This is a genomic window from Variovorax sp. Root473 (genome assembly GCF_001426505.1).
In the GTDB taxonomy this organism is placed as follows: domain Bacteria; phylum Pseudomonadota; class Gammaproteobacteria; order Burkholderiales; family Burkholderiaceae_C; genus Variovorax.
Window position 1 is genome coordinate 999,791 of sequence record NZ_LMEV01000017.1, and the last position, 20,554, is coordinate 1,020,344.

At 66.6% G+C, this 20,554-nt stretch carries 16 protein-coding genes; 12 read left to right on the forward strand and 4 right to left on the reverse strand.

Going from position 1 to position 20,554, the window contains the following annotated elements:
* Window positions 1-16 precede the first annotated feature (16 nt).
* The 3 genes from aceF to lpdA (ASD34_RS18005) are packed head-to-tail and all read left to right on the forward strand — an operon-like array spanning window position 17 to window position 4,088.
* Entirely contained in the window at window positions 17-1,675 is a 1,659-nt protein-coding gene (gene aceF, locus ASD34_RS17995; RefSeq protein ID WP_056580074.1) for a dihydrolipoyllysine-residue acetyltransferase, read from the forward strand.
* Window positions 1,672-2,265 carry an MFS transporter gene (locus ASD34_RS18000; protein WP_056580075.1) on the forward strand — a complete coding sequence of 198 codons (594 nt, stop codon included), beginning with the start codon at window positions 1,672-1,674 and terminating at the stop codon, window positions 2,263-2,265. Before aceF ends, ASD34_RS18000 begins: the two co-directional genes overlap by 4 nt.
* Window positions 2,262-4,088, forward strand: a complete 1,827-nt coding sequence (lpdA, locus tag ASD34_RS18005) for a dihydrolipoyl dehydrogenase (protein ID WP_056580076.1) — start codon at window positions 2,262-2,264, stop codon at window positions 4,086-4,088. The genes ASD34_RS18000 and lpdA (ASD34_RS18005) overlap by 4 nt, the downstream gene beginning before the upstream one ends.
* Before the next feature lie 85 nt (window positions 4,089-4,173).
* Here lpdA (ASD34_RS18005) and ASD34_RS18010 read toward each other — a convergent pair whose 3' ends face one another.
* Window positions 4,174-4,749, reverse strand: a complete 576-nt coding sequence (locus ASD34_RS18010) for a C40 family peptidase (RefSeq protein ID WP_056580077.1) — start codon at window positions 4,747-4,749, stop codon at window positions 4,174-4,176.
* A gap of 322 nt (window positions 4,750-5,071) precedes the next feature.
* On the opposite strand from ASD34_RS18010, the gene ASD34_RS18015 reads away from it, so the two are divergent.
* Window positions 5,072-6,124 (forward strand): PQQ-dependent sugar dehydrogenase, encoded by a 1,053-nt coding sequence (locus tag ASD34_RS18015; RefSeq protein WP_235510183.1) that lies wholly within the window; start codon window positions 5,072-5,074, stop codon window positions 6,122-6,124.
* 4 nt (window positions 6,125-6,128) lie between these two features.
* On the opposite strand, the gene ASD34_RS18020 is transcribed toward ASD34_RS18015, so the two are convergent.
* Both ASD34_RS18020 and ASD34_RS18025 read right to left on the reverse strand, forming a co-directional pair.
* Entirely contained in the window at window positions 6,129-6,929 is an 801-nt protein-coding gene (locus tag ASD34_RS18020; RefSeq protein ID WP_082548800.1) for an alpha/beta hydrolase, read from the reverse strand.
* Window positions 6,930-6,939: 10 nt separating this feature from the next.
* Window positions 6,940-8,574 (reverse strand): 4-hydroxyphenylacetate 3-hydroxylase family protein, encoded by a 1,635-nt coding sequence (locus tag ASD34_RS18025; RefSeq protein ID WP_056580078.1) that lies wholly within the window; start codon window positions 8,572-8,574, stop codon window positions 6,940-6,942.
* Window positions 8,575-8,703: 129 nt separating this feature from the next.
* Between ASD34_RS18025 and ASD34_RS18030 the strand changes: the two genes are divergently transcribed.
* From ASD34_RS18030 to ASD34_RS18065, 8 genes are all read left to right on the forward strand, one after another.
* Window positions 8,704-9,339, forward strand: a complete 636-nt coding sequence (locus ASD34_RS18030) for a TetR/AcrR family transcriptional regulator (protein ID WP_056580079.1) — start codon at window positions 8,704-8,706, stop codon at window positions 9,337-9,339.
* A 62-nt stretch (window positions 9,340-9,401) separates the two neighbouring features.
* Window positions 9,402-10,007, forward strand: a complete 606-nt coding sequence (locus ASD34_RS18035) for an isochorismatase family protein (protein WP_056580080.1) — start codon at window positions 9,402-9,404, stop codon at window positions 10,005-10,007.
* Window positions 10,008-10,105: 98 nt separating this feature from the next.
* Complete coding sequence (locus ASD34_RS18040) at window positions 10,106-12,073, forward strand: propionate--CoA ligase (RefSeq protein ID WP_268810585.1); 1,968 nt, start codon at window positions 10,106-10,108, stop codon at window positions 12,071-12,073.
* Between the two features lie 194 nt (window positions 12,074-12,267).
* Window positions 12,268-15,144, forward strand: coding sequence for a 2-oxoglutarate dehydrogenase E1 component (locus ASD34_RS18045; RefSeq protein ID WP_056580082.1), 2,877 nt, complete (start codon window positions 12,268-12,270; stop codon window positions 15,142-15,144).
* Between the two features lie 54 nt (window positions 15,145-15,198).
* Window positions 15,199-16,455: a 2-oxoglutarate dehydrogenase complex dihydrolipoyllysine-residue succinyltransferase gene (odhB, locus tag ASD34_RS18050; RefSeq protein ID WP_056580083.1), complete on the forward strand. Its 1,257-nt coding sequence runs from the start codon at window positions 15,199-15,201 to the stop codon at window positions 16,453-16,455.
* Between the two features lie 19 nt (window positions 16,456-16,474).
* Entirely contained in the window at window positions 16,475-17,905 is a 1,431-nt protein-coding gene (gene lpdA / locus ASD34_RS18055; protein WP_056580084.1) for a dihydrolipoyl dehydrogenase, read from the forward strand.
* A gap of 82 nt (window positions 17,906-17,987) precedes the next feature.
* Window positions 17,988-19,085, forward strand: coding sequence for a cell division protein ZapE (gene zapE, locus ASD34_RS18060; protein WP_056580085.1), 1,098 nt, complete (start codon window positions 17,988-17,990; stop codon window positions 19,083-19,085).
* Window positions 19,082-19,732 carry a hypothetical protein gene (locus ASD34_RS18065; protein ID WP_056580086.1) on the forward strand — a complete coding sequence of 217 codons (651 nt, stop codon included), beginning with the start codon at window positions 19,082-19,084 and terminating at the stop codon, window positions 19,730-19,732. The genes zapE and ASD34_RS18065 overlap by 4 nt, the downstream gene beginning before the upstream one ends.
* Window positions 19,733-19,747: 15 nt before the next feature.
* On the opposite strand, the gene ASD34_RS18070 is transcribed toward ASD34_RS18065, so the two are convergent.
* Window positions 19,748-20,518, reverse strand: a complete 771-nt coding sequence (locus tag ASD34_RS18070) for a PP2C family protein-serine/threonine phosphatase (RefSeq protein ID WP_056580087.1) — start codon at window positions 20,516-20,518, stop codon at window positions 19,748-19,750.
* Window positions 20,519-20,554 lie beyond the last annotated feature (36 nt).

A 20,554-nucleotide genomic window follows, 5' to 3' on the forward strand; every position in this document is an offset into this window, starting at 1 on the left:
GGCGGGAGACAACGATATGGCAGCAGTGGAAGTGAAGGTGCCGGACATCGGCGATTTCGATGAAGTCGCGGTGATCGAGGTGCTCGTGAAGGTGGGTGACACGGTCAAGGCCGAACAGTCGCTCATCACGGTCGAATCGGACAAGGCGTCGATGGAAATCCCGTCGTCCACGGCCGGTGTGGTCAAGGAAGTGAAGGTCGCCGTGGGCGACAAGGTCAAGGAAGGCTCGGTGGTGCTGGTGGTCGAGGCCGAGGGCGCGGCTGCCGCTGCTCCGGCGCCGGCCGCTGCGCCTGCTGCCGCGGCGCCCGCTGCCGTAGCGCCTGCACCGGTGGCTGCTGCACCCGCAGCCGCACCGGCAGCCTCGGGCCCGGTCGAAATCAAGGTGCCGGACATCGGCGACTTCAAGGACGTCGCGGTCATCGAACTGCTGGTGAAGGTGGGTGACACCATCGCCGCCGAGCAGTCGCTGATCACGGTGGAGTCGGACAAGGCTTCGATGGAAATCCCGTCGTCGGGCGCCGGCGTGCTGAAGGAGCTCAAGGTCAAGGTCGGCGACACCGTCAACATCGGCGACCTGATCGCGGTGCTCGAAGGCGCCGCAGGTGCTGCCGCACCGGCGCCCGCACCGACACAGGCTGCCGCTGCTGCGCCCGCCGCCGCAACCGCCAGCGCACCGGCACCAGCTGCCGCCGCACCGGCAACGGCTGCCCCGGCCCACCAGCCGACGTCGGCTCCCACCGGCAGCCTGCCCCACGCCTCGCCCTCGGTGCGCAAGTTCGCACGCGAACTCGGCGTGCCGCTCGAGGAGGTCAAGGGCTCCGGCCTCAAGGGCCGCATCACGCAGGACGACGTCCAGAACTTCACCAAGGCCGTGATGAGTGGCCAGGCCAGCACGAAGGCCTCGGCGGCCAAGGCGCCGGCCGGCGGTGGCGACGGCGCGGCGCTGGGTCTCATCCCGTGGCCGAAGGTCGACTTCACGAAGTTCGGCACCGTCGAGCGCAAGGACCTGTCGCGCATCAAGAAGCTCAGCGGCGCGAACCTGCACCGCAACTGGGTGATGATCCCGCACGTCACCAACAACGACGAAGCCGACATCACCGAGCTCGAGGCTTTCCGCGTCTCCACCAACAAGGAGAACGAGAAGTCGGGCATCAAGGTCACGATGCTGGCCTTCGTGATCAAGGCGGTGGTCGCGGCGCTGAAGAAGTTCCCCGACTTCAACACCAGCCTGGATGGCGACCAGCTCGTCTACAAGCAGTACTACAACATCGGCTTCGCGGCCGACACGCCCAACGGTCTCGTGGTGCCGGTGCTGAAAGACGCCGACAAGAAGGGCATCCTGCAGATCAGCGCCGAGATGGGCGAACTCGCCAAGAAGGCGCGCGACGGCAAGCTCGGCTCGGCCGACATGCAGGGCGGCTGCTTCTCGATCAGCTCGCTCGGCGGCATCGGCGGCACGCACTTCACGCCCATCATCAACGCCCCCGAAGTGGCCATCCTCGGCCTTTCCAAGGGCCAGATGAAGCCGGTGTGGGACGGCAAGCAGTTCGTGCCGCGTCTCACGCTGCCGCTGTCGCTGTCGTACGACCACCGCGTGATCGACGGCGCCCTGGCTGCGCGTTTCAACGCCTACCTGGGCCAGGTGCTCGCGGACTACCGTCGAATCCTGCTATGACCACCGTAGTGGCCGTCCGCAAAGGCGGCCAGGTCACGATGGCGGCCGATTCACTGGTGACCTTCGGCGACACGCGCATGTCGCACAACGCCGAAGCGAACCAGAAGATCTTCACCGTCGAGGACGCGACGGGCCAGAGCCTGTTCGCAGTGGCGGGCGCCGCGGCGCACTTCCTGGCGCTGCAGCACGCGCTGGCCGCGCAGGACCGCGAGAAGCTGTTGTTCGGCAGCAAGCACGAGGTCTTCCGCACCTTCACGATGCTGCATCCGGTGCTCAAGGACTCGTTCTTCATGCAGACCAAGGAAGACGAGCACGAGCCCTACGAGTCGAGCCAGTTCACGATGCTGCTGGCCAACCCCGGCGGCATCTACGGCATCTACAGCTACCGCGAGGTGTTCGAGTTCAAGCAATTCTGGGCCATCGGCTCGGGACGCAGCTTTGCGCTCGGCGCCATGCACGCGGCCTATGACAACAAGTCGCGCAGCGCGCGCGACGTGGCGCAGGCGGGCATCGCCGCCGCCTGCGAATTCGATCGCAATTCGGCCCTGCCGGCCGACGTTCTCACACTCAAACTGAAAGTGTCCAAATGAGCGAACAACACATCAAGGTGCCGGACATCGGCGACTTCGACGAAGTCGCGGTGATCGAGGTGCTGGTCAACGTTGGCGACACGGTCAAGGCCGAGCAGTCGCTCATCACGGTCGAATCGGACAAGGCTTCGATGGAGATTCCCTCGTCGGCCGCCGGCGTGGTGAAGTCGCTGGCGGTCAAGGTCGGCGACAAGGTCAAGCAAGGTTCGGTCGTGCTGACGCTCGAAGTCGACGGCGCCGCCGCGCCTGCGCCCGCTGCCGCAGCGCCCGCACCTGCGGCTGTTGCGCCCGCGCCCAAGGCGGCTGCGCCGGCTCCGGCCGCTGTGGCGCCCGCGGCGGCATCCAGCTACGGCGGCAAGGTCGATGTCGAATGCGACGTGGTCGTGCTCGGCGCCGGCCCCGGCGGCTACTCGGCCGCCTTCCGCGCGGCCGACCTCGGCCTGAAGGTCGTGCTGATCGAACGCTACGCCACGCTCGGCGGCGTGTGCCTGAACGTCGGCTGCATTCCGTCGAAGGCGCTGCTGCACGTCGCTTCGGTCATGGACGAGGTGAAGCACTTCGCCGACCTGGGCGTGAGCTTCGCCGCGCCCACGGTCGATCGCGCCAAGCTGCTCGGCCACAAGAACAAGGTGGTGGGCAAGCTCACCGGCGGCCTCACGGCCATGGCCAAGATGCGCAAGGTGACGGTGCTGCGCGGCGTCGGCAACTTCATCGACCCGTACCACCTGGAAGTCGAAGAGACCTCGGGCACCAGCTGGGACACCACCGGCAAGAAGCAGACTGTCAAGTTCCGCAACGCGATCATCGCGGCCGGCTCGCAGTCGGTGAGCCTGCCCTTCATGCCGAAGGACCCGCGCGTGGTCGACTCGACCGGCGCGCTCGAGATGGGCACCGACCCCAAGCGCATGCTGGTGCTCGGCGGCGGCATCATCGGCCTCGAGATGGGCACCGTGTACTCGACGCTGGGCGCGCGCCTCGATGTGGTCGAGATGCTCGATGGCCTCATGCAGGGCGCCGACCGCGACCTGGTGAAGGTCTGGCAGAAGATGAACGCGCCGCGCTTCGACAACATCATGTTGAAGACCAAGACGGTCGGTGCCGAAGCCACGAAGGAAGGCATCAAGGTCACGTTCGAAGGCGAGAACGCCCCGAAGGAACCGCAGGTGTACGACCTCGTGCTGCAGGCCGTGGGCCGCAGCCCGAACGGCAAGAAGATCGGTGCCGAGAAGGCCGGCATCACGGTGAGCGACCGCGGCTTCATCAACGTCGACATCCAGATGCGCACCAACGTGCCGCACATCTTCGCCATCGGCGACATCGTGGGCCAGCCCATGCTGGCGCACAAGGCGGTGCATGAGGCGCATGTGGCGGCCGAAGTGATCGCCGGCGAACAGAAGGGCGACAAGGAGCTGTCCAGCGCCGCCTTCAACGCCCGCGTGATCCCCAGCGTGGCCTACACCGACCCCGAAGTGGCATGGGTTGGCCTCACCGAAGACCAGGCCAAGGCCGAAGGCATCAAGGTCAAGAAGGGTCATTTCCCGTGGACCGCTTCGGGCCGCGCCATTGCCAACGGCCGCGACGAAGGCTTCACCAAGCTGCTGTTCGACGCCGAGACGCACCGCATCCTGGGTGGCGGCATCGTCGGCACGCATGCCGGCGACATGATCGGCGAGATCGCGCTGGCCATCGAAATGGGCGCGGACGAGATCGACATCGGCAAGACCATCCACCCGCACCCGACGCTGGGCGAGAGCATCGGCATGGCGGCGGAAGTGGCGCACGGCACCTGCACGGACCTGCCGCCGGCGAAGAAGGCGGCCTGATCGAGAGGCGCTACGGCGCCTCTCGAGCGCCCACAAAAAATCCCGCCGCGGCGGGATTTTTTTCGTTCTGGATGCGGAGATCGAATCAGTCGCTGGCGTTGGCCATGGCCGCAGCCTTGACTTCATCACGCTGACCGGTGAGCACGCGGCGGGCGCCATCGAAACGACGTTGCCAGTAGCTGCCGTTCATGTCTTCGACGCGGACCTGGGCGCCGGAGCGGGGCGAGTGGATGAACTTGCCTTCGCCGACGTAGATGCCGACGTGGCTGAAGGTGCGGCGCATGGTGTTGAAGAACACGAGGTCGCCGGGCTTGAGCTGGCTGCGGTCGATCTTCTCGGTGGCGGCGGCCTGTTCTTCGGCGCGGCGCGGAAGCACGTGGCCCACCGTCTGGTTGTACATGGCGCGGACGAAGCCGCTGCAGTCGAAGCCGGATTCGGCGGTGTTGCCGCCACGGCGGTAAGGAACACCCAGGAAGCCGATGGCGGTCACGACGAGGTCGGACGTGCGCTCTGCGACGGTCTGGCGAACCTGATGGAACTGGCCGACCAGGCCGCGTTCGGCAAGGATTCGCTCCATTTCATCCGATCGATCCTGTGTAGGGGGGGCGGCGTGGACGGCCACGGCGAACAGGAGGGATACGGGTAGGACGAAAAAACGCATGGCGCGTAGGATATTGATGACGCGCAGTTATGTCAATTTAATCTGAATTGTTGAATGCTGGCATAAACCATTGATTTACATGTGTTTTTTCGATCCGGCGGAAGAAAAAATGTAACGGTGAACGTTTATGCGGCATAAGGATTCGAATGTAAACACCTCGGCTGACATGACTTTGAAGTCTCAAAAGTCGACATGTGCATTCCATTGGTTGCCAAGACGTCCTCAAATTCAGGAAATCTTCATGAACTTGCGAAATGGCTCCTTTCTTCGCTCCCTCGGAAGCCTGGTGGTGCTCGTGGGTTGTGGCCTCGCAGGCGCGGCCATGGCGCAGGTGCGAACCGAAACCGTCGCGTCCGGTCTTGAGAACCCCTGGGGCGTCGCCTTCCTGCCGGAGGGCCGTTTCGTGGTCACCGAAAAGCCGGGGCGCCTGCGGCTGGTGGCGGCGGACGGCAAGGTGGGCGCGCCGATCCAGGGCCTGCCGCCCGTCGCGGCGGGCGGGCAGGGCGGGCTGCTCGACGTGCTGGCCGACGCCGGCTTCGCGCAGAACCGCACGCTGTACTTCTGCTATTCGGAACCCGAGGCGGCCGGCGGCTCGGCCAACAGCACCGCCCTCGCGCGCGCACGCCTGTCGGCCGACGGCACGAAGCTGGAGGCGCTGAAGGTCATCTTCAGCCAGAAGCCCAAGGTCGCGAGCCGCGCACACTTCGGCTGCCGCATCGTCGAGGCCCGCGACGGCCACCTCTTCCTCACGCTCGGCGACCGCTTCAGCCGCAAGGATGACGCGCAGACCCTCGACAACCACCACGGCAAGGTGGTGCGCATCGCCAAGGACGGCAGCGTGCCAAAAGACAACCCCTTCGTCGGCAAGGCGGGCGCGTTGCCCGAGATATGGAGCTACGGCCATCGCAACAGCCAGGGCGCGGCGCTCGCCCCCGACGGCCGCTTCTGGATGACGGAGCACGGCCCGCAGGGCGGCGACGAGATCAACATCCCGCGCGCCGGCGTCAACCATGGCTGGCCGGTGATCACCTATGGCGAGAACTACGGCGGCGGCAAGATCGGCGAGGGCATCACCCGCAAGGACGGCATGGAACAGCCGCTGCACTACTGGGTGCCGTCGATCGCGCCCTCGGGCATGGCCTTCCTGACCAGCGACCGCTACGGCGCGGCCTGGAAGGGCAATCTCTTCGTGGGTTCGCTGAAGTTCGGCTATCTGGACCGCATCGAGCTGAAGGACGACAAGGTCGTTGCCGAGCACAAGTTGCTGGCCGACGGCCGGGCCCGCATCCGCGACGTGAAGCAGGGGCCGGACGGCCTGCTCTACGTGCTCACCGACGAGTCCGACGGCAAGCTGCTGCGCCTGCGGCCAAATTGACAGATCAGCCGGGGCAGCCCGGCAGCGGGAGCGTCGGCAGCAGGCGGCGCCAGAGCTGCCGCCATTCGGGCCAGTCGTGCCCGCCGTCGGTCGTGACCACGCGCTCCGCCGGCAGCGCTCCGGCCAGCAGTCGGTGGCTGAAGGCGAAGCGGTCGTCGAGGGCGTAGCCCAGGTACAGCGGCGGCCGGTCGCCGAACGTGCGGGTGTGGCCGACGTAGCCGCGCAGCCATTGCCACAGCTGCGTGTCGCTGGGCGTGCGCGGGTCGCTGCCCGGCGGCGCGTCGAGCGGTCCGCGCCAGCGCGACAGGCCGCCAGCGTTGGCGATGTCCTGGCTCAGCACGCGTTCGCCCAGATAAGGCGCCAGCACGACCAGGCCGGCAAGGTCGCCGGGGTGCGTCTGTGCGTACAGCAGCCCGCCGAAACCGCCGACCGAGATGCCCGCGATCCAGATCGCCTTGTAGCCCTGGCGGCGCGCCGGCGCGATCACCTCCCGTTCCAGTCGCTCAAGGATGGTCTTGTTGCGGTAGTAGCCCATGTGCGCATCGACGCGCAAGGTGTCGACCGCGAGCCGGTTCTCGTTCAGTGCGTCGATGAAGCCTTCGCGCACGAACTCCTCGGGTGCCGAGTACGCGCCGGGCAGCAGCACGATGAGTGTGTCGGCGCTGCGGCTGCAGCTGCTTTTTTCCAGCGTGGTGGCCAGGGGCGCGTCAGCCGCGCGCAATCCGCCGCAACTGGCGAGCAGCAGCAGCGCGGCGCCGCCAGAAAGCAGAGCGAAATGGCGGCGCAGGAATGGCACGGTCTGCATCTGCGTGAGTCTAGGCGCCTGGGCGAGCGAGGGTCGGGATCGGCAGGTCGACCATCACGGGTTGTCCTGGCACGGTACAGCCGGTGTCGCAGCACTTGCCGGGCTGGCGGTTCTTCGTGATGGCGCGGCGCGGGTCGTGCGGCGCGGCGGCCGGCGTGCCGTCGGCCGCAATGCCACGCTCGAGCAGCCGCTCGACCAGCTCGACCTTTGAGCCGACCGGGTAGTTGCGCCAGATCTCCTGCTTCATGGCGGCCGGTGAGCCGCCGCCGTGCAGGCTGATCACGCTGTACCAGCCGCCCTGGTAGCCGGCCGTGAGGTCTTCGATGAAGCGGGCCGTCTCGATGCGCTGCTCGTAGGGAATGGCGGGGTTGGCGCGCAGCACGTCGGACAGCCGCGCCGCGGTCTCGGGGTTGTGGTCTTCGTCGGGGCCGGGCAGGGTGACGATCAGGCCGCCGCTCACGTAGTGGGCGATGCGGTGCATGTCGTAGATCTTCGTGGCCAGCAGCAGCTTGCCGATGTTGCTGAACACCGGATCGGGCATGAAGACCTCGCAATGGTCGTCGGCCTTGCCGTAGACGCTGGCCGCCACGCCGCAGGCAAAGAAGCCCTCGGTGATGGTGATGAGCTCGACCATCTGCTCGCGCAGGTGGCTCTCCTTGCCGGGGTCGAAGCCGTTGGCCTCGCACATCAGCGCGCCGGCACCAATCAGCAGGTCGCCGAAGCCGGCGCGCGCCGCGATGCAGCTGTGGCGGTGGTGCGTGGCGTAGCTGTAGGTCAGGTGGCCCGAGTGCTCCCATTCACCCGCATAGAACACGCGCTCCCAGGGCACGAACACGCGCTCGAACACGCACACGCCGGTGCTCTGGCCGTACTTGCGGCTGAAGAGCGCATCGCCGTGCTCGAGCTTTTCGCCGGGCCGCCCGGCCGGCCGCGCGACGATGGTGAGGCCGGGTGCATCGAGCGGCACGGCGCAGCAGACGGCGAAGTCGGCGTCTTCGCGGCCCATGTTGCGGCAGGGCATGACCAGCAGCTCATGCACATACGGCGCGCCGGTCACGATGGCCTTGGTGCCCGAGATCACGATGCCGCGCGCGTTGCGCTCGACCACGTGCAGGTAGCTGTCCGCGTTCGCTTGCTCGTGCGGCCGGCGGCTGCGGTCGCCCTTGGCGTCGGTCATGGCGACGCCCAGCGTCAGGTCCTGGTCCTGGATGCGGTGCAGGTACTCGCGGAAGCGGGCCGTGTGCTCGGTGCTGCCGCGCGCGTCGTCGATGCGCGCCGACACCTGGGCGATGGCGTTGAGCGCGTCGTGCGTCAGGTAGCGCTGGGCGCAGCCGGTTTCCTGGCAGACCAGCCGCACGGCCTCGAGCTTGTTCAGCAGGTCGCCCGAACTGGTGTTGATGTGCGAAAGGCGGTTCACGCGCTTGCCGCTGGTGTGCTGCACGGCGGTCATGAGCGGCGCGTACTCGGACTTCAGCGCGTGGTCGTAGGTGAGGGCGATGGCATTGATGCCGGGCTGGAAGGCGGGCTCGTCGGCCACGCTGGCGACGCGGCGGCCGTCGACGAACACGGTGGGCGTGTAGCGGCGCAGCGATTCACGGTAGTCGGCGCCGGACATGAGGAGGGCGTCGGAAGGCGGGGCATTCATGCGTGTTGTCTCCGGGTGGGCTCGTGGGGATTTTGGGACTGTTGGCGCGAAGATTTAAACACTGTTCAATTTTTAGATCAACGTTTGAAAAAATGATCGGCGACCAGATCGAGGGCTATAGTCCCGCCCATGCACGCCAAGCTCCAACGCCGCCAGACCCTCACCGACGCGCGCCGCGCCCTGGTGCTCGACGCCGCCCGAACGGTGTTCGCCGAGGCCGGCATCGAGGGCGCGAGCATCCGCGAAATCGCGAAGAAGGCCGGCTACACGCCGGGCGCCATCTATTCGTACTTCGAGAGCAAGGAGGCGATCTACGCGGCCTTGCTCGACGAGTCGCTGCTGCGCCTGCAGGCCGCGGTGGCCGAGGTGGCGGTGTCCGAGCGCCGGCCCGACCAGACCCTGGCCGCCAAGGCCCAGGCCTGGTTCGATTTCTACGCGGCGAACCCGCGCGACCTCGACCTCGGCTTCTATCTGGTGCACGGCATGCGGCCCCGGGGGCTCACGCACGCGCTCGACCACGAACTGAACGACCGCCTCTACGACGCCCTGCGTCCCTGCGAAGAGGCGCTGCTGGCGTTGGGCCTCGATGCCGACCTCGCGCAGCAGGAGAACACGGCGCTGTTCGCGCACGGCGTCGGCCTGCTGCTGATGCAGCACACGGGTCGCATCCGCATGTTCAGGCAGTCGGCGGATGCGCTGTTCAAGACCTACCTCGCGCAGCTGGTGCAGCGATCGACCCCACAGCGCCAGCGGAAGGCCCAGTGAAACCCGTTCTTTTCAGTGGTACGGTTCAGCCCAGTTCAACCGATACCTGAAAGAAGAAATCCATGCTGCTCGACGCCACGCAATCCCAACTCGTCCTGGTCGATTACCAGGCGCGGCTGATGCCGGCGATCTTCGAAGGCGAAGCGGCGGCGCGCAATGCAGCCCGCCTGGGGCAGATGGCGCAGTGGGTCGACGTGCCGGTCTGGGGCACCGAGCAGAACCCCTCGAAGCTGGGCGAAAACCTGCCCGAGATCCGCGCCTTCTGCCGCAAGACGCTGGCCAAGATGCATTTCAGCGGCGTGGAAGAGGGGCTCGGCGAATGGCTGCGTCCGCCCGCGAAGGCGGTGCCGCAGGGCAACGCCCGCAGCCTGCCCAAGCACCTGCAGAAGCCCCCGGCCGAGACTGAAGAGCGCAACACCATCGTGATCGCCGGCTGCGAAGCGCATGTCTGCCTGCTGCAGACCGCACTCGACCTGCTCGAGGACGAGTTCGATGTGTGGGTCGTCACCGACGCCTGCAGCTCGCGCACCGAGCGCAACCGCGACGCGGCCTTCGACCGCCTGGCCGGCGCGGGCGCCGAACTCGTGACCACCGAGATGGTCGGCTTCGAGTGGCTGCGCACCGCCGAGCATCCGGCGTTCCGCGACATGCAGGCGCTGATTCGCTGATTCCCTGAATTCGTATTGAACGGCGGCCCGGCAATCGGGGCCCCGCCCGGATTGCCGCGGCTGTCAGCTTCCTGCAAGATCGGTTCCCATAATTATGAATTCAGTTTCGGCGTCGAGTCCGGAGCGGAACCCATAATCAGGAGACAGATCCGATGAGCCGCTATGAAGAGTTCTACCGCCAGTCCGTCGAAGCGCCCGAGGCCTTCTGGGCCGAGCAGAGCAAGCTGATCGACTGGCACGCGCCCGCGCAGCAGATCCTCGACGCCAGCCAGCCGCCGTTCGCGCGCTGGTTCGTCGGCGGCACCACCAACCTGTGCCACAACGCCGTCGACCGGCACCTGGCCGATCGCGGCGACCAGCCGGCGCTGATCTTCGTGTCGACCGAAACCGGCGTCGAAAAAAGCTACAGCTTCACCGAGCTGCACGCCGAGGTGCAGCGCACTGCCGCCAGCCTTGTCGAGCTGGGCGTGGGCAGGGGCGACCGCGTGCTCATCTACATGCCGATGATTCCCGAGGCGGCCTTCGCGATGCTGGCCTGCGCGCGCATCGGCGCCATCCACTGCGTGGTGTTCGGCGGTTTCGCGAGTGGTTCGCTGGCCACGCGCATCGAGGACGCCGAACCCAAGGTGGTGGTGAGCGCCGATGCGGGGTCGCGCGGCGGCAAGGTCATCGCGTACAAGCCGCTGCTCGACGAAGCCATCCGACTGTCGAAGCACAAACCCGAGGCGGTGCTGCTGACCGACCGTGGCCTGGCGCCAATGGACCTGGTCGCAGGCCGAGATCATCTGGCGGATGAACTGAGGCACAAGCACCTCGATGCGCACGTGCCCTGCACCTGGCTGGCCTCGACGGACATCAGCTACACGATCTACACGAGCGGCACCACCGGCAAGCCCAAGGGCGTGCAGCGCGACGTGGGCGGCTACGCCGTGGCGCTGGCCGCGAGCATGAAGCACATCTTCGATGGCCGGCCCGGCGAAACCTACTTCTCGACCAGCGACATCGGCTGGGTGGTGGGCCACAGCTACATCGTCTACGGTCCGCTCATTGCGGGCATGGCAACGATCATGTACGAGGGCCTGCCGACGCAGGGCCTCGACCAGCAGCCCGACGGCGGCATCTGGTGGCGCCTGGTCGAGAAGTACAAGGTGACGGTGATGTTCAGCGCGCCCACCGCCGTGCGCGTGCTCAAGAAGCAGGACCCGGCGCTGCTCAAGAAATACGACCTGTCGACCCTGCGCGCGCTGTTCCTGGCCGGCGAACCGCTGGACGAACCGACCGCGCGCTGGATCAGCGACGGCCTGGGCGTGCCGATCATCGACAACTACTGGCAGACCGAATCGGGCTGGCCGATGATCACGATCGCCAACGGTGTGGAAGCCAAGCCGAGCAAGTTCGGAAGCCCCGGCGTGCCGATGTACGGCTACCGCATCAAGATCCTGCACGAGTCGACCGGCGAGGAACTCACCGGCGCCAACGAGAAGGGCGTGGTCGTGGTCGAGGGCCCGACCCCGCCGGGCTTCATGCAGACCGTGTGGAAGGATGACGCGCGCTTCGTCAACACTTACTGGAAGAGCGTGCCGGGCAAGATGGTCTATTCGACCTTCGACTGGGGCATCCGCGATGCCGATGGCTATTTCTACATCCTGGGCCGCACCGACGACGTGATCAACGTCGCCGGCCACCGGCTGGGCACGCGCGAGATCGAGGAGAGCATCTCGGGCCACGCCAACGTGGCCGAGGTGGCGGTGGTCGGCGTGGCCGACACGCTCAAGGGGCAGGTGGCGATGGCCTTCGTCGTGCCGAAAGACGGCCTGGCCGTGACCGACGTCGACGCGGCGCTCAAGCTCGAAGGCGAGATCATGAAGGTCGTGGCCGACCAGCTCGGCGCCCTGGCGCGGCCCGCGCGCGTGCGCTTCGTGAGCGGCCTGCCCAAGACCCGCAGCGGCAAGCTGCTGCGCCGCGCCATCCAGGCGGTGTGCGAGCAGCGCGACCCGGGCGACCTGACCACCATCGACGATCCGGCCACGCTGCAGCAGATCAGGCAGTTGCTGTCCGCCACCTGACCGAGGGCCGAATCGGGGCAGGGTTGCGGGCCTTGTGTCACAGCCTTCAGCCGTCATATGGTTGACGTGGCACAATGCCAAGGTACTCAGGCCCTTCCCCAGCCACAGTCGCATCCGCCAATCGGTCCAGCCGTGTCGCGGAAGGTTTCTTAACCAACTCGTGCTTCCTCCAGGGAAGCGAAGGTCAGCGGATCATGAGCGATTCCTCTACGCCCACGGCGTACACCGCCTATCAAGGCAACACCTACCTCTTCGGCGGCAACGCGCCCTATGTCGAGGAGATGTACGAAAACTACCTTTCCAACCCCGGCAGCGTTCCTGACAACTGGCGCACGTACTTCGACGCCCTGCAGAACGTTCCCGCCGCTGACGGCACCAGCGCCCGCGACGTCCCCCACCTGCCGGTCATCAACGCCTTTGCCGAACTGGCCAAGCAGGGCACGACCCGTGTGGTGCAGGCCAGCGGCGCCGACTCCGAACTCGGCCGCAAGCGCACCGCCGTCCAGCAGCTGATCGCTGCCTACCGCAACGTCGGTGCCCGCTGGGCCGACCTCGATCCGCTCAAGCGCGCCGAGCGTCCCGCCATCCCGGAACTCGAGCCCTCGTTCTACGGCTTCACCGACGCCGACCTCGAGACGGTGTTCAACACCAGCAACACCTTCTTCGGCAAAGAGACCATGTCGCTGCGCGACCTGCTCAATGCCCTGCGTGAAACGTACTGCGGCACGATGGGTGCCGAGTACATGTACACCACCGACCAGAACCACAAGCGCTGGTGGCAGCAGAAGCTCGAAAGCGCGCGCACCAATCCGAAGCTCAGCGCCGAGCAGAAGAAGCACGTGCTCAACCGCCTGACCGCCGCCGAAGGCCTCGAGCGCTTCCTGCACACCAAGTACGTCGGCCAGAAGCGCTTCTCGCTCGAAGGCGGCGAAAGCTTCATCGTCTCGATGGACGAACTGATCAACCAGGCCGGCGCCAAGGGCGTGCAGGAAATCGTGATCGGCATGGCCCACCGCGGCCGCCTGAACGTGCTCGTGAACTCGCTGGGCAAGATGCCCGCCGACCTGTTCGCCGAGTTCGACCACACCGCTCCCGAAGACCTGCCCAGCGGCGACGTCAAGTACCACCAGGGCTTCAGCTCGGACGTGACCACCCCCGGCGGCCCGGTGCACCTGAGCCTGGCGTTCAACCCCTCGCACCTGGAAATCGTGAACCCCGTGGTCGAAGGCTCGGTGCGCGCCCGCATGGACCGCCGTGGCGATCCGCTGGGCAAGCAGGTGCTGCCCGTGATCGTTCACGGCGACGCCGCCTTCGCAGGCCAGGGCGTCGTGATGGAAACGCTGGCGCTGGCCGAAACCCGTGGTTACTCCACCGGCGGCACGGTGCACATCGTCATCAACAACCAGATCGGCTTCACCACCAGCGACCCGCGCGACAGCCGCTCGACGCTGTACTGCTCGGACATCGTCAAGATGATCGAGGCACCCGTGCTGCACGTGAACGGCGACGATCCCGAAGCCGTGGTGCTCGCCACCCAGTTCGCTCTTGATTTCCGCATGGAATTCCAGAAGGACGTGGTCGTCGACATCGTCTGCTTCCGCAAGCTGGGCCACAACGAGCAGGACACGCCCTCGCTCACCCAGCCGCTGATGTACAAGAAGATCGCGGCCCACCCCGGCACGCGCAAGCTGTACGCCGACAAGCTGGCCGCGCAAGGCCTGGGCGACGCGCTTGGCGACGACATGGTCAAGGCGCAGCGCGCCGCCTTCGACGAAGGCAAGAACACCATCGACCCCGTGCTCACCAACTTCAAGAGCAAGTACGCCGTCGACTGGAGCCCGTACCTCAACAAGAAGTGGACCGACGCCGGCGACACCGCCATTCCCTCTGCCGAGTGGAAGCGTCTGGCCGAGAAGATCACGACGCCGCCCGAAGGCTTCACCGTGCACCCGCTCGTGAAGAAGGTGCTGGACGACCGTGCCGCCATGGGCCGTGGAGACGTGAACGTCGACTGGGGCATGGGCGAGCACATGGCGTTTGCCTCGCTGGTGGCCAGCGGCTATCCGGTGCGCCTGTCGGGCGAAGACTCGGGCCGCGGCACGTTCACGCACCGCCACGCCGTGCTGCACGACCAGAACCGCGAGAAGTTCGACACCGGCACCTACACGCCGCTGCAGAACGTGGCCGAGAACCAGGCCCCGTTCGTCGTCATCGACTCGATCCTGTCCGAAGAGGCCGTGCTGGCCTTCGAATACGGCTACGCCTCGAACGACCCCAACACGCTCGTCATCTGGGAAGCCCAGTTCGGCGACTTCGTGAACGGCGCGCAGGTGGTGATCGACCAGTTCATCGCCTCGGGCGAAGTCAAGTGGGGCCGTGTCAACGGCATCACGATGATGTTGCCGCACGGCTATGAAGGCCAGGGCCCCGAGCACAGTTCGGCCCGCCTGGAGCGCTTCATGCAGCTGAGCGCTGACACCAACATGCAGGTGGTGCAGCCCACCACGGCCAGCCAGATCTTCCACATCCTGCGCCGCCAGATGGTGCGCAACCTGCGCAAGCCGCTGATCATCCTCACGCCCAAGTCGCTGCTGCGCAACAAGGACGCGACCTCTCCGCTGTCCGAGTTCACCAAGGGCAGCTTCCAGACCGTCATTCCCGACAGCAAGGGCCTGAAGGCCGAGAAGGTCAAGCGCCTGATCGCCTGCTCGGGCAAGGTCTACTACGACCTGGCCAAGAAGCGCGAAGAGCAGGGCAACGACGACGTGGCGATCATCCGCGTCGAGCAGCTCTACCCGTTCCCGCACAAGGCCTTCGCCGCCGAGGTCAAGAAGTACCCCAACCTCGTGGACATCGTCTGGTGCCAGGACGAGCCGCAGAACCAGGGCGCCTGGTTCTTCGTGCAGCACTACATCCACGAAAACATGCTGGAAGGCCAGAAGCTCGGCTACTCCGGCCGTGCCGCCTCGGCATCGCCTGCGGTCGGCTACTCGCACCTGCACCAGGAACAGCAGAAGGCGCTGGTCGATGGCGCATTTGGCAAGCTCAAGGGATTCGTGCTGACCAAGTAAGAGCCGTCCCTTTTCACACGAACACCCTCAAGAACAAATCGGAGCTCACTCCAAATGTCTATCGTAGAAGTCAAAGTCCCCCAGCTTTCCGAATCCGTGGCCGAGGCCACCATGCTCACCTGGAAGAAGAAGGCTGGCGAAGCCGTCGCCGTTGATGAAATCCTGATCGAGATCGAAACCGACAAGGTCGTGCTCGAAGTGCCGGCCCCCTCGGCCGGCGTGCTGGTCGAGATCGTTCAGCCCGACGGCGCCACCGTGGTGGCCGAGCAGCTGATCGCCAAGATCGACACCGACGGCAAGGCCGCCGCCGCAGCGCCTGCTGCTGCAGCTGCACCCGCCGCCGCACCGGCCGCTGTTGCACCCGCAGCGGCAGCCGCCGCCACCGGTGGTTCGAAGTCCGACGTCGCCATGCCCGCCGCTGCCAAGCTGCTGGCCGACAACAACCTGAAGACCAGCGACGTGGCCGGCACGGGCAAGGATGGCCGCGTGACCAAGGGCGACGTGCTCGGCGCAGTGGCTGCCGGCGCCAAGCCCGCCGCCGCCATCGCCGCACCGGCTGCCAAGCCTGCGCTGCAACAGGTGGCTGCGCCTGCCGCGCCTGACCTGGGCGAGCGCCCGGAACAGCGCGTGCCGATGAGCCGCCTGCGCGCCCGCATTGCCGAGCGCCTGATCCAGTCGCAGTCGACCAACGCCATCCTGACCACCTTCAACGAAGTGAACATGGCCCCGGTCATGGACCTGCGCAAGAAGTTCCAGGACGCGTTCACCAAGGAACACGGCGTGAAGCTCGGCTTCATGAGCTTCTTCGTGAAGGCCGCGGTGCACGCGCTGAAGAAGTACCCGGTGCTCAACGCCTCGGTCGACGGCAACGACATCCTGTACCACGGCTACTTCGACATCGGCATCGCCGTCGGCTCGCCGCGCGGCCTGGTGGTGCCCATCCTGCGCAACGCCGACCAGATGAGCTTCGCCGACATCGAGAAGAAGATCGCCGAGTACGGCAAGAAGGCGCAAGACGGCAAGCTGGGCATTGAAGAAATGACCGGCGGCACGTTCTCCATCTCGAACGGCGGCACCTTCGGCTCGATGCTCTCGACCCCGATCATCAACCCGCCCCAGTCGGCCATCCTCGGCGTGCACGCCACCAAGGACCGCGCCGTGGTCGAAAACGGCCAGATCGTCGTTCGCCCGATGAACTACCTCGCCATGAGCTACGACCACCGGATCATCGACGGCCGCGAAGCCGTGCTGGGCCTGGTCGCCATGAAGGAAGCGCTGGAAGATCCGTCGCGCCTGTTGTTCGACATCTGATCCGGGGAGCAAGACACAGATGGCAAACAAGCAATTCGACGTCGTCGTCATCGGCGGCGGTCCTGGCGGCTACATCGCGGCGATCCGCGCTGCGCAGCTCGGCTTCAACGTGGCCTGCATCGACGAGTGGAAGAACGGCAAGGGCGGCCCCGCACCGGGCGGCACCTGCACCAACGTCGGCTGCATCCCCTCGAAGGCGCTGCTGCAATCGTCGGAGCACTTCGAGCAGGCCGGTCACCACTTTGCGGACCACGGCATCAAGGTCGAAGGCCTTGGCCTGGACATCGACAAGATGCTGGCCCGCAAGGACCAGGTCGTGAAGCAGAACAACGACGGCATCCTGTACCTGTTCAAGAAGAACAAGATCAGCTTCTTCCACGGCCGCGGTTCGTTCGTGAAGGCGGACGACGCCGGCTACGAGATCAAGGTGGCAGGCGCTGCTGAAGAATCGATCAGCGGCAAGCACATCATCGTCGCCACGGGCTCCAACGCCCGCGCGCTGCCGGGCACGCCGTTCGACGAGGAAAACATCCTCTCGAACGACGGCGCGCTGCGCATCGGCGCGGTGCCCAAGAAGCTGGGCCTGATCGGCTCGGGCGTCATCGGCCTCGAAATGGGCTCGGTGTGGCGCCGCCTCGGTGCCGAAGTCACGGTGCTCGAAGCGCTGCCGACTTTCCTGGGCGCCGTGGACGAGCAGATCGCCAAGGAAGCCAAGAAGGCCTTCGACAAGCAGAAGCTCAAGATCGAACTCGGCGTCAAGGTCGGCGAGATCAAGTCGTCGAAGAAGGGCGTGAGCGTTGCCTGGACCAACGCCAAGGGCGAAGCCCAGACGCTGGAAGTCGACAAGCTGATCGTCTCGATCGGCCGCGTGCCCAACACCATCGGCCTGAACGCCGAAGCCGTGGGCCTGAAGCTCGACGAACGCGGCGCCATCGCCGTGGACGACGACTGCAAGACCAGCCTGCCCAACGTGTGGGCCATCGGCGACGTGGTGCGCGGCCCGATGCTGGCGCACAAGGCCGAGGAAGAAGGCGTGGCGGTGGCGGAGCGCATCGCGGGCCAGCATGGCCACGTGAACTTCAATACCGTGCCGTGGGTGATCTACACCAGCCCCGAGATCGCATGGGTCGGCCAGACCGAGCAACAGCTCAAGGCCGCGGGCCGCGCCTACAAGGCCGGCACCTTCCCGTTCCTGGCGAACGGCCGCGCACGCGCGCTGGGCGACACGACCGGCATGGTCAAGTTCCTGGCCGACGCCGCCACGGACGAGATCCTGGGCGTGCACATCGTGGGCCCGCAGGCCAGCGAGCTGATCTCCGAAGCCGTGGTGGCGATGGAGTTCAAGGCCAGCGCCGAAGACATCGCGCGCATCTGCCATGCGCATCCGTCGCTGTCGGAAGCCACCAAGGAAGCGGCCCTGGCCGTGGACAAGCGCACGCTCAACTTCTGATCCCCGGTTCTTGAGCGAACCCGGCCCCGATCGACCCTCGCGGGGCGGTCGGGGCTCTCCATTTTTGAAGCGATCCGATCCCTTGAGCGTCAAACAGGCTTACGAAGCGGAACTCGCGGCACGCGGGTTCAAGAGCGATCCCGCACAGCTCGCGGCCGTCGAGGCGCTCGACCGCTGCGCCACCGAGTGGGGCGAGTACAAGGCGCGGCGCTCCAATGCGCTGAAGAAGCTCATCAACCGGCCCGAACTGCCGCGCGGCGTCTACATGTACGGCGGCGTGGGGCGCGGCAAGAGCTTCCTGATGGACCTGTTCTTCAACGCCGTGCCGCTGCGGCGCAAGACGCGCCTGCACTTCCACGAGTTCATGCGCGAGGTGCACCGCGAGCTGCGCGACCTGCAGGGCACCGTGAACCCGCTCGACGAGCTGGGCCTGCGCATCTCCAAGCGCTACAAGCTGATCTGCTTCGACGAGTTCCATGTCGCGGACATCACCGACGCGATGATCCTGCACCGGCTGCTCGTGGCGCTGTTCGACAACGGCGTGGGCTTTGTCACCACCTCGAACTTCAAGCCCGACGACCTGTACCCCGGCGGCCTGCACCGCGACCGCATCCTGCCCGCCATTGCGCTGCTCAACCAGAAGCTCGAAGTGCTGAGCGTGGACAACGGCACCGACTACCGGCGCCGCACGCTGGAGCAGTTGCGCATGTACCTCACGCCGAACGACGCGGCGGCCGAGAAGGAAATGCGCCACGCTTTCGACAGGCTGGCCGAGACGGCGGACGAAAACCCGATCCTGCACATCGAGCAGCGCGAGATCCGCGCGCGGCGCAAGGCCGGCGGCGTGGTGTGGTTCGACTTCAAGACCCTGTGCGGCGGGCCGCGCTCGCAGAACGACTACCTGGAGATCGCGAGCCAGTTCCACACCGTGCTGCTGTCCGACGTGCCGCACATGCCCGTGCGCATGGCTTCGGAAGCACGCCGTTTCACCTGGCTGGTCGACGTCTTGTACGACCGGCGCTGCAAGCTCATCATGTCGGCCGAGGTGCCGCCCGAGGCGTTGTACACGGAGGGCCCGCTGGCGCACGAGTTTCCGCGCACGGTGTCCCGGCTCACCGAAATGCAGTCGAGCGAATTCCTCGCCCTGGAACGCCGCATCGTCGACACCCGACTCACATGAAAAAAACCGCTCTTGCCCTGTTCCTGGCCTTGGCCAGCCTGCCGCTGTGGGCTCAGTCCAATGCGGCGGCGGGCAGCGCCGACCTCGAAGCCGAACGCACCCGCCTGGCCACCGAGCGCGAGGCCATCGAGTCGCGCTACGCGAAGGAGCGCGCGGCCTGCTACAAGAAGTTCGCGGTCGAAGACTGCCTGCGCGAAAGCCGCAGCCGCCGTCGCAAGGAAACCGACCACATCAAGCGGCAGGAAACCGCGATCAACGACATCCAGCGCCAGCGCAGCGGCGCCGCCGAGCTGCAGAAGCTCGACCAGAAGGCCGCTAGCCAGCGCCCGCAGGATTCGCGCGAGCAGCGCGAGAAAGCGCAGGAAGACCAGAAGGCACGCGAGCAGCGTGCCGCCGACCACGCCGCGAGCCGTGCCGCGACGGCGGCCGATGCGGACGCGCGCCAGCGCCAGTTCGAGAACAAGCAGAAGGCCCACGCCGACGAGCAGGCCAAGGCGGCGCAGCGCCGCGCCGACGCCCCGGCCGTGAGCACGCGCTTCGAAGAAAAGCAGAAGCGGGCGGCGGAACACCGTGCCAGCCGCGAGCGCCAGAACGCCGAGCGGACGAAGCCGCGCGGCGCGCCGCTGCCACCGGCACCGGCGCCCTGAAAAAGGAGGGGTTGCTCAGGCCGCCGCAGGCAGCGGGTCGAGCTTGAGCACCGCGATCGAGATGTTGTCGCCCGTGCCGCGCGCGCGCCGCCGGGCTTCTCCCACGAGGATTTCGACTGCATCGCGCGGCGGCTGTGCATACAGCACGCTGGCCAGCTCTTCCGGCGAGAAGTAGTGCCACAGGCCGTCGCTGCAGGCCATCAGCAGATCGCCTGGCTGCAGCCTGGGAATGTGGTGCTGATCGACCGGCGGCGGCGTGGTCGTCATCCCCAGGCAGCCCAGCAGGATGTTGCCCTGCGGATGGATGTTGGCCTCGGCCTCGCTGATCTGGCCGCGATCTACCAGCGCCTGCACATACGAGTGGTCGCGCGTGCGCTTGACCAGCGCGCCGTCGTTGAAGTGATAGATGCGCGAGTCGCCCGCATGGATCCAGGCGCAGTCGCCCTTGGGATTCATCAGGAAGGCGGCCAGCGTGCTGTGCGGTTCCTGCTCGCTCGACAGTGCGGTGAGCTTGATCACCGTGTGGGCATCGTCGAGCAACTGGCGCAGCACCACGGCAGGGTTGTCGCGTTCGGGGCTGTAGCGGGTGAAGAGCTGGCGCGCGGTCATGAGCACCTGGTCGGACGCCTTGCGTCCGCCGCTGCGTCCGCCCATGCCGTCGGCGATCACGCCGAGCACGCAGCCCGGCGTGCGCGGATGGCTCATCAACAGCACCTGGTCCTGCTGGTAGGGGCGATCCCCCTTGTGGAGGCCGGTGGCGGCGGCGAGTCGAAAGCCTTGGGTCATGAGCGCTGGGGCGCCAGAGGCGCGCTTTCTGTCTTC

Excerpts from the sequence above, each read along its gene's own strand:
- aceF (WP_056580074.1), top strand. The coding sequence starts at position 17 with ATGGCAGCAGTGGAAGTGAAGGTGCCGGACATCGGCGATTTCGATGAA.
- ASD34_RS18000 (WP_056580075.1), top strand. The coding sequence starts at position 1,672 with ATGACCACCGTAGTGGCCGTCCGCAAAGGCGGCCAGGTCACGATGGCG.
- lpdA (WP_056580076.1), top strand. The coding sequence starts at position 2,262 with ATGAGCGAACAACACATCAAGGTGCCGGACATCGGCGACTTCGACGAA.
- ASD34_RS18010 (WP_056580077.1), bottom strand. The coding sequence starts at position 4,749 with ATGCGTTTTTTCGTCCTACCCGTATCCCTCCTGTTCGCCGTGGCCGTC.
- ASD34_RS18015 (WP_235510183.1), top strand. The coding sequence starts at position 5,072 with ATGGCGCAGGTGCGAACCGAAACCGTCGCGTCCGGTCTTGAGAACCCC.
- ASD34_RS18020 (WP_082548800.1), bottom strand. The coding sequence starts at position 6,929 with ATGCAGACCGTGCCATTCCTGCGCCGCCATTTCGCTCTGCTTTCTGGC.
- ASD34_RS18025 (WP_056580078.1), bottom strand. The coding sequence starts at position 8,574 with ATGAATGCCCCGCCTTCCGACGCCCTCCTCATGTCCGGCGCCGACTAC.
- ASD34_RS18030 (WP_056580079.1), top strand. The coding sequence starts at position 8,704 with ATGCACGCCAAGCTCCAACGCCGCCAGACCCTCACCGACGCGCGCCGC.
- ASD34_RS18035 (WP_056580080.1), top strand. The coding sequence starts at position 9,402 with ATGCTGCTCGACGCCACGCAATCCCAACTCGTCCTGGTCGATTACCAG.
- ASD34_RS18045 (WP_056580082.1), top strand. The coding sequence starts at position 12,268 with ATGAGCGATTCCTCTACGCCCACGGCGTACACCGCCTATCAAGGCAAC.
- odhB (WP_056580083.1), top strand. The coding sequence starts at position 15,199 with ATGTCTATCGTAGAAGTCAAAGTCCCCCAGCTTTCCGAATCCGTGGCC.
- lpdA (WP_056580084.1), top strand. The coding sequence starts at position 16,475 with ATGGCAAACAAGCAATTCGACGTCGTCGTCATCGGCGGCGGTCCTGGC.
- ASD34_RS18065 (WP_056580086.1), top strand. The coding sequence starts at position 19,082 with ATGAAAAAAACCGCTCTTGCCCTGTTCCTGGCCTTGGCCAGCCTGCCG.
- ASD34_RS18070 (WP_056580087.1), bottom strand. The coding sequence starts at position 20,518 with ATGACCCAAGGCTTTCGACTCGCCGCCGCCACCGGCCTCCACAAGGGG.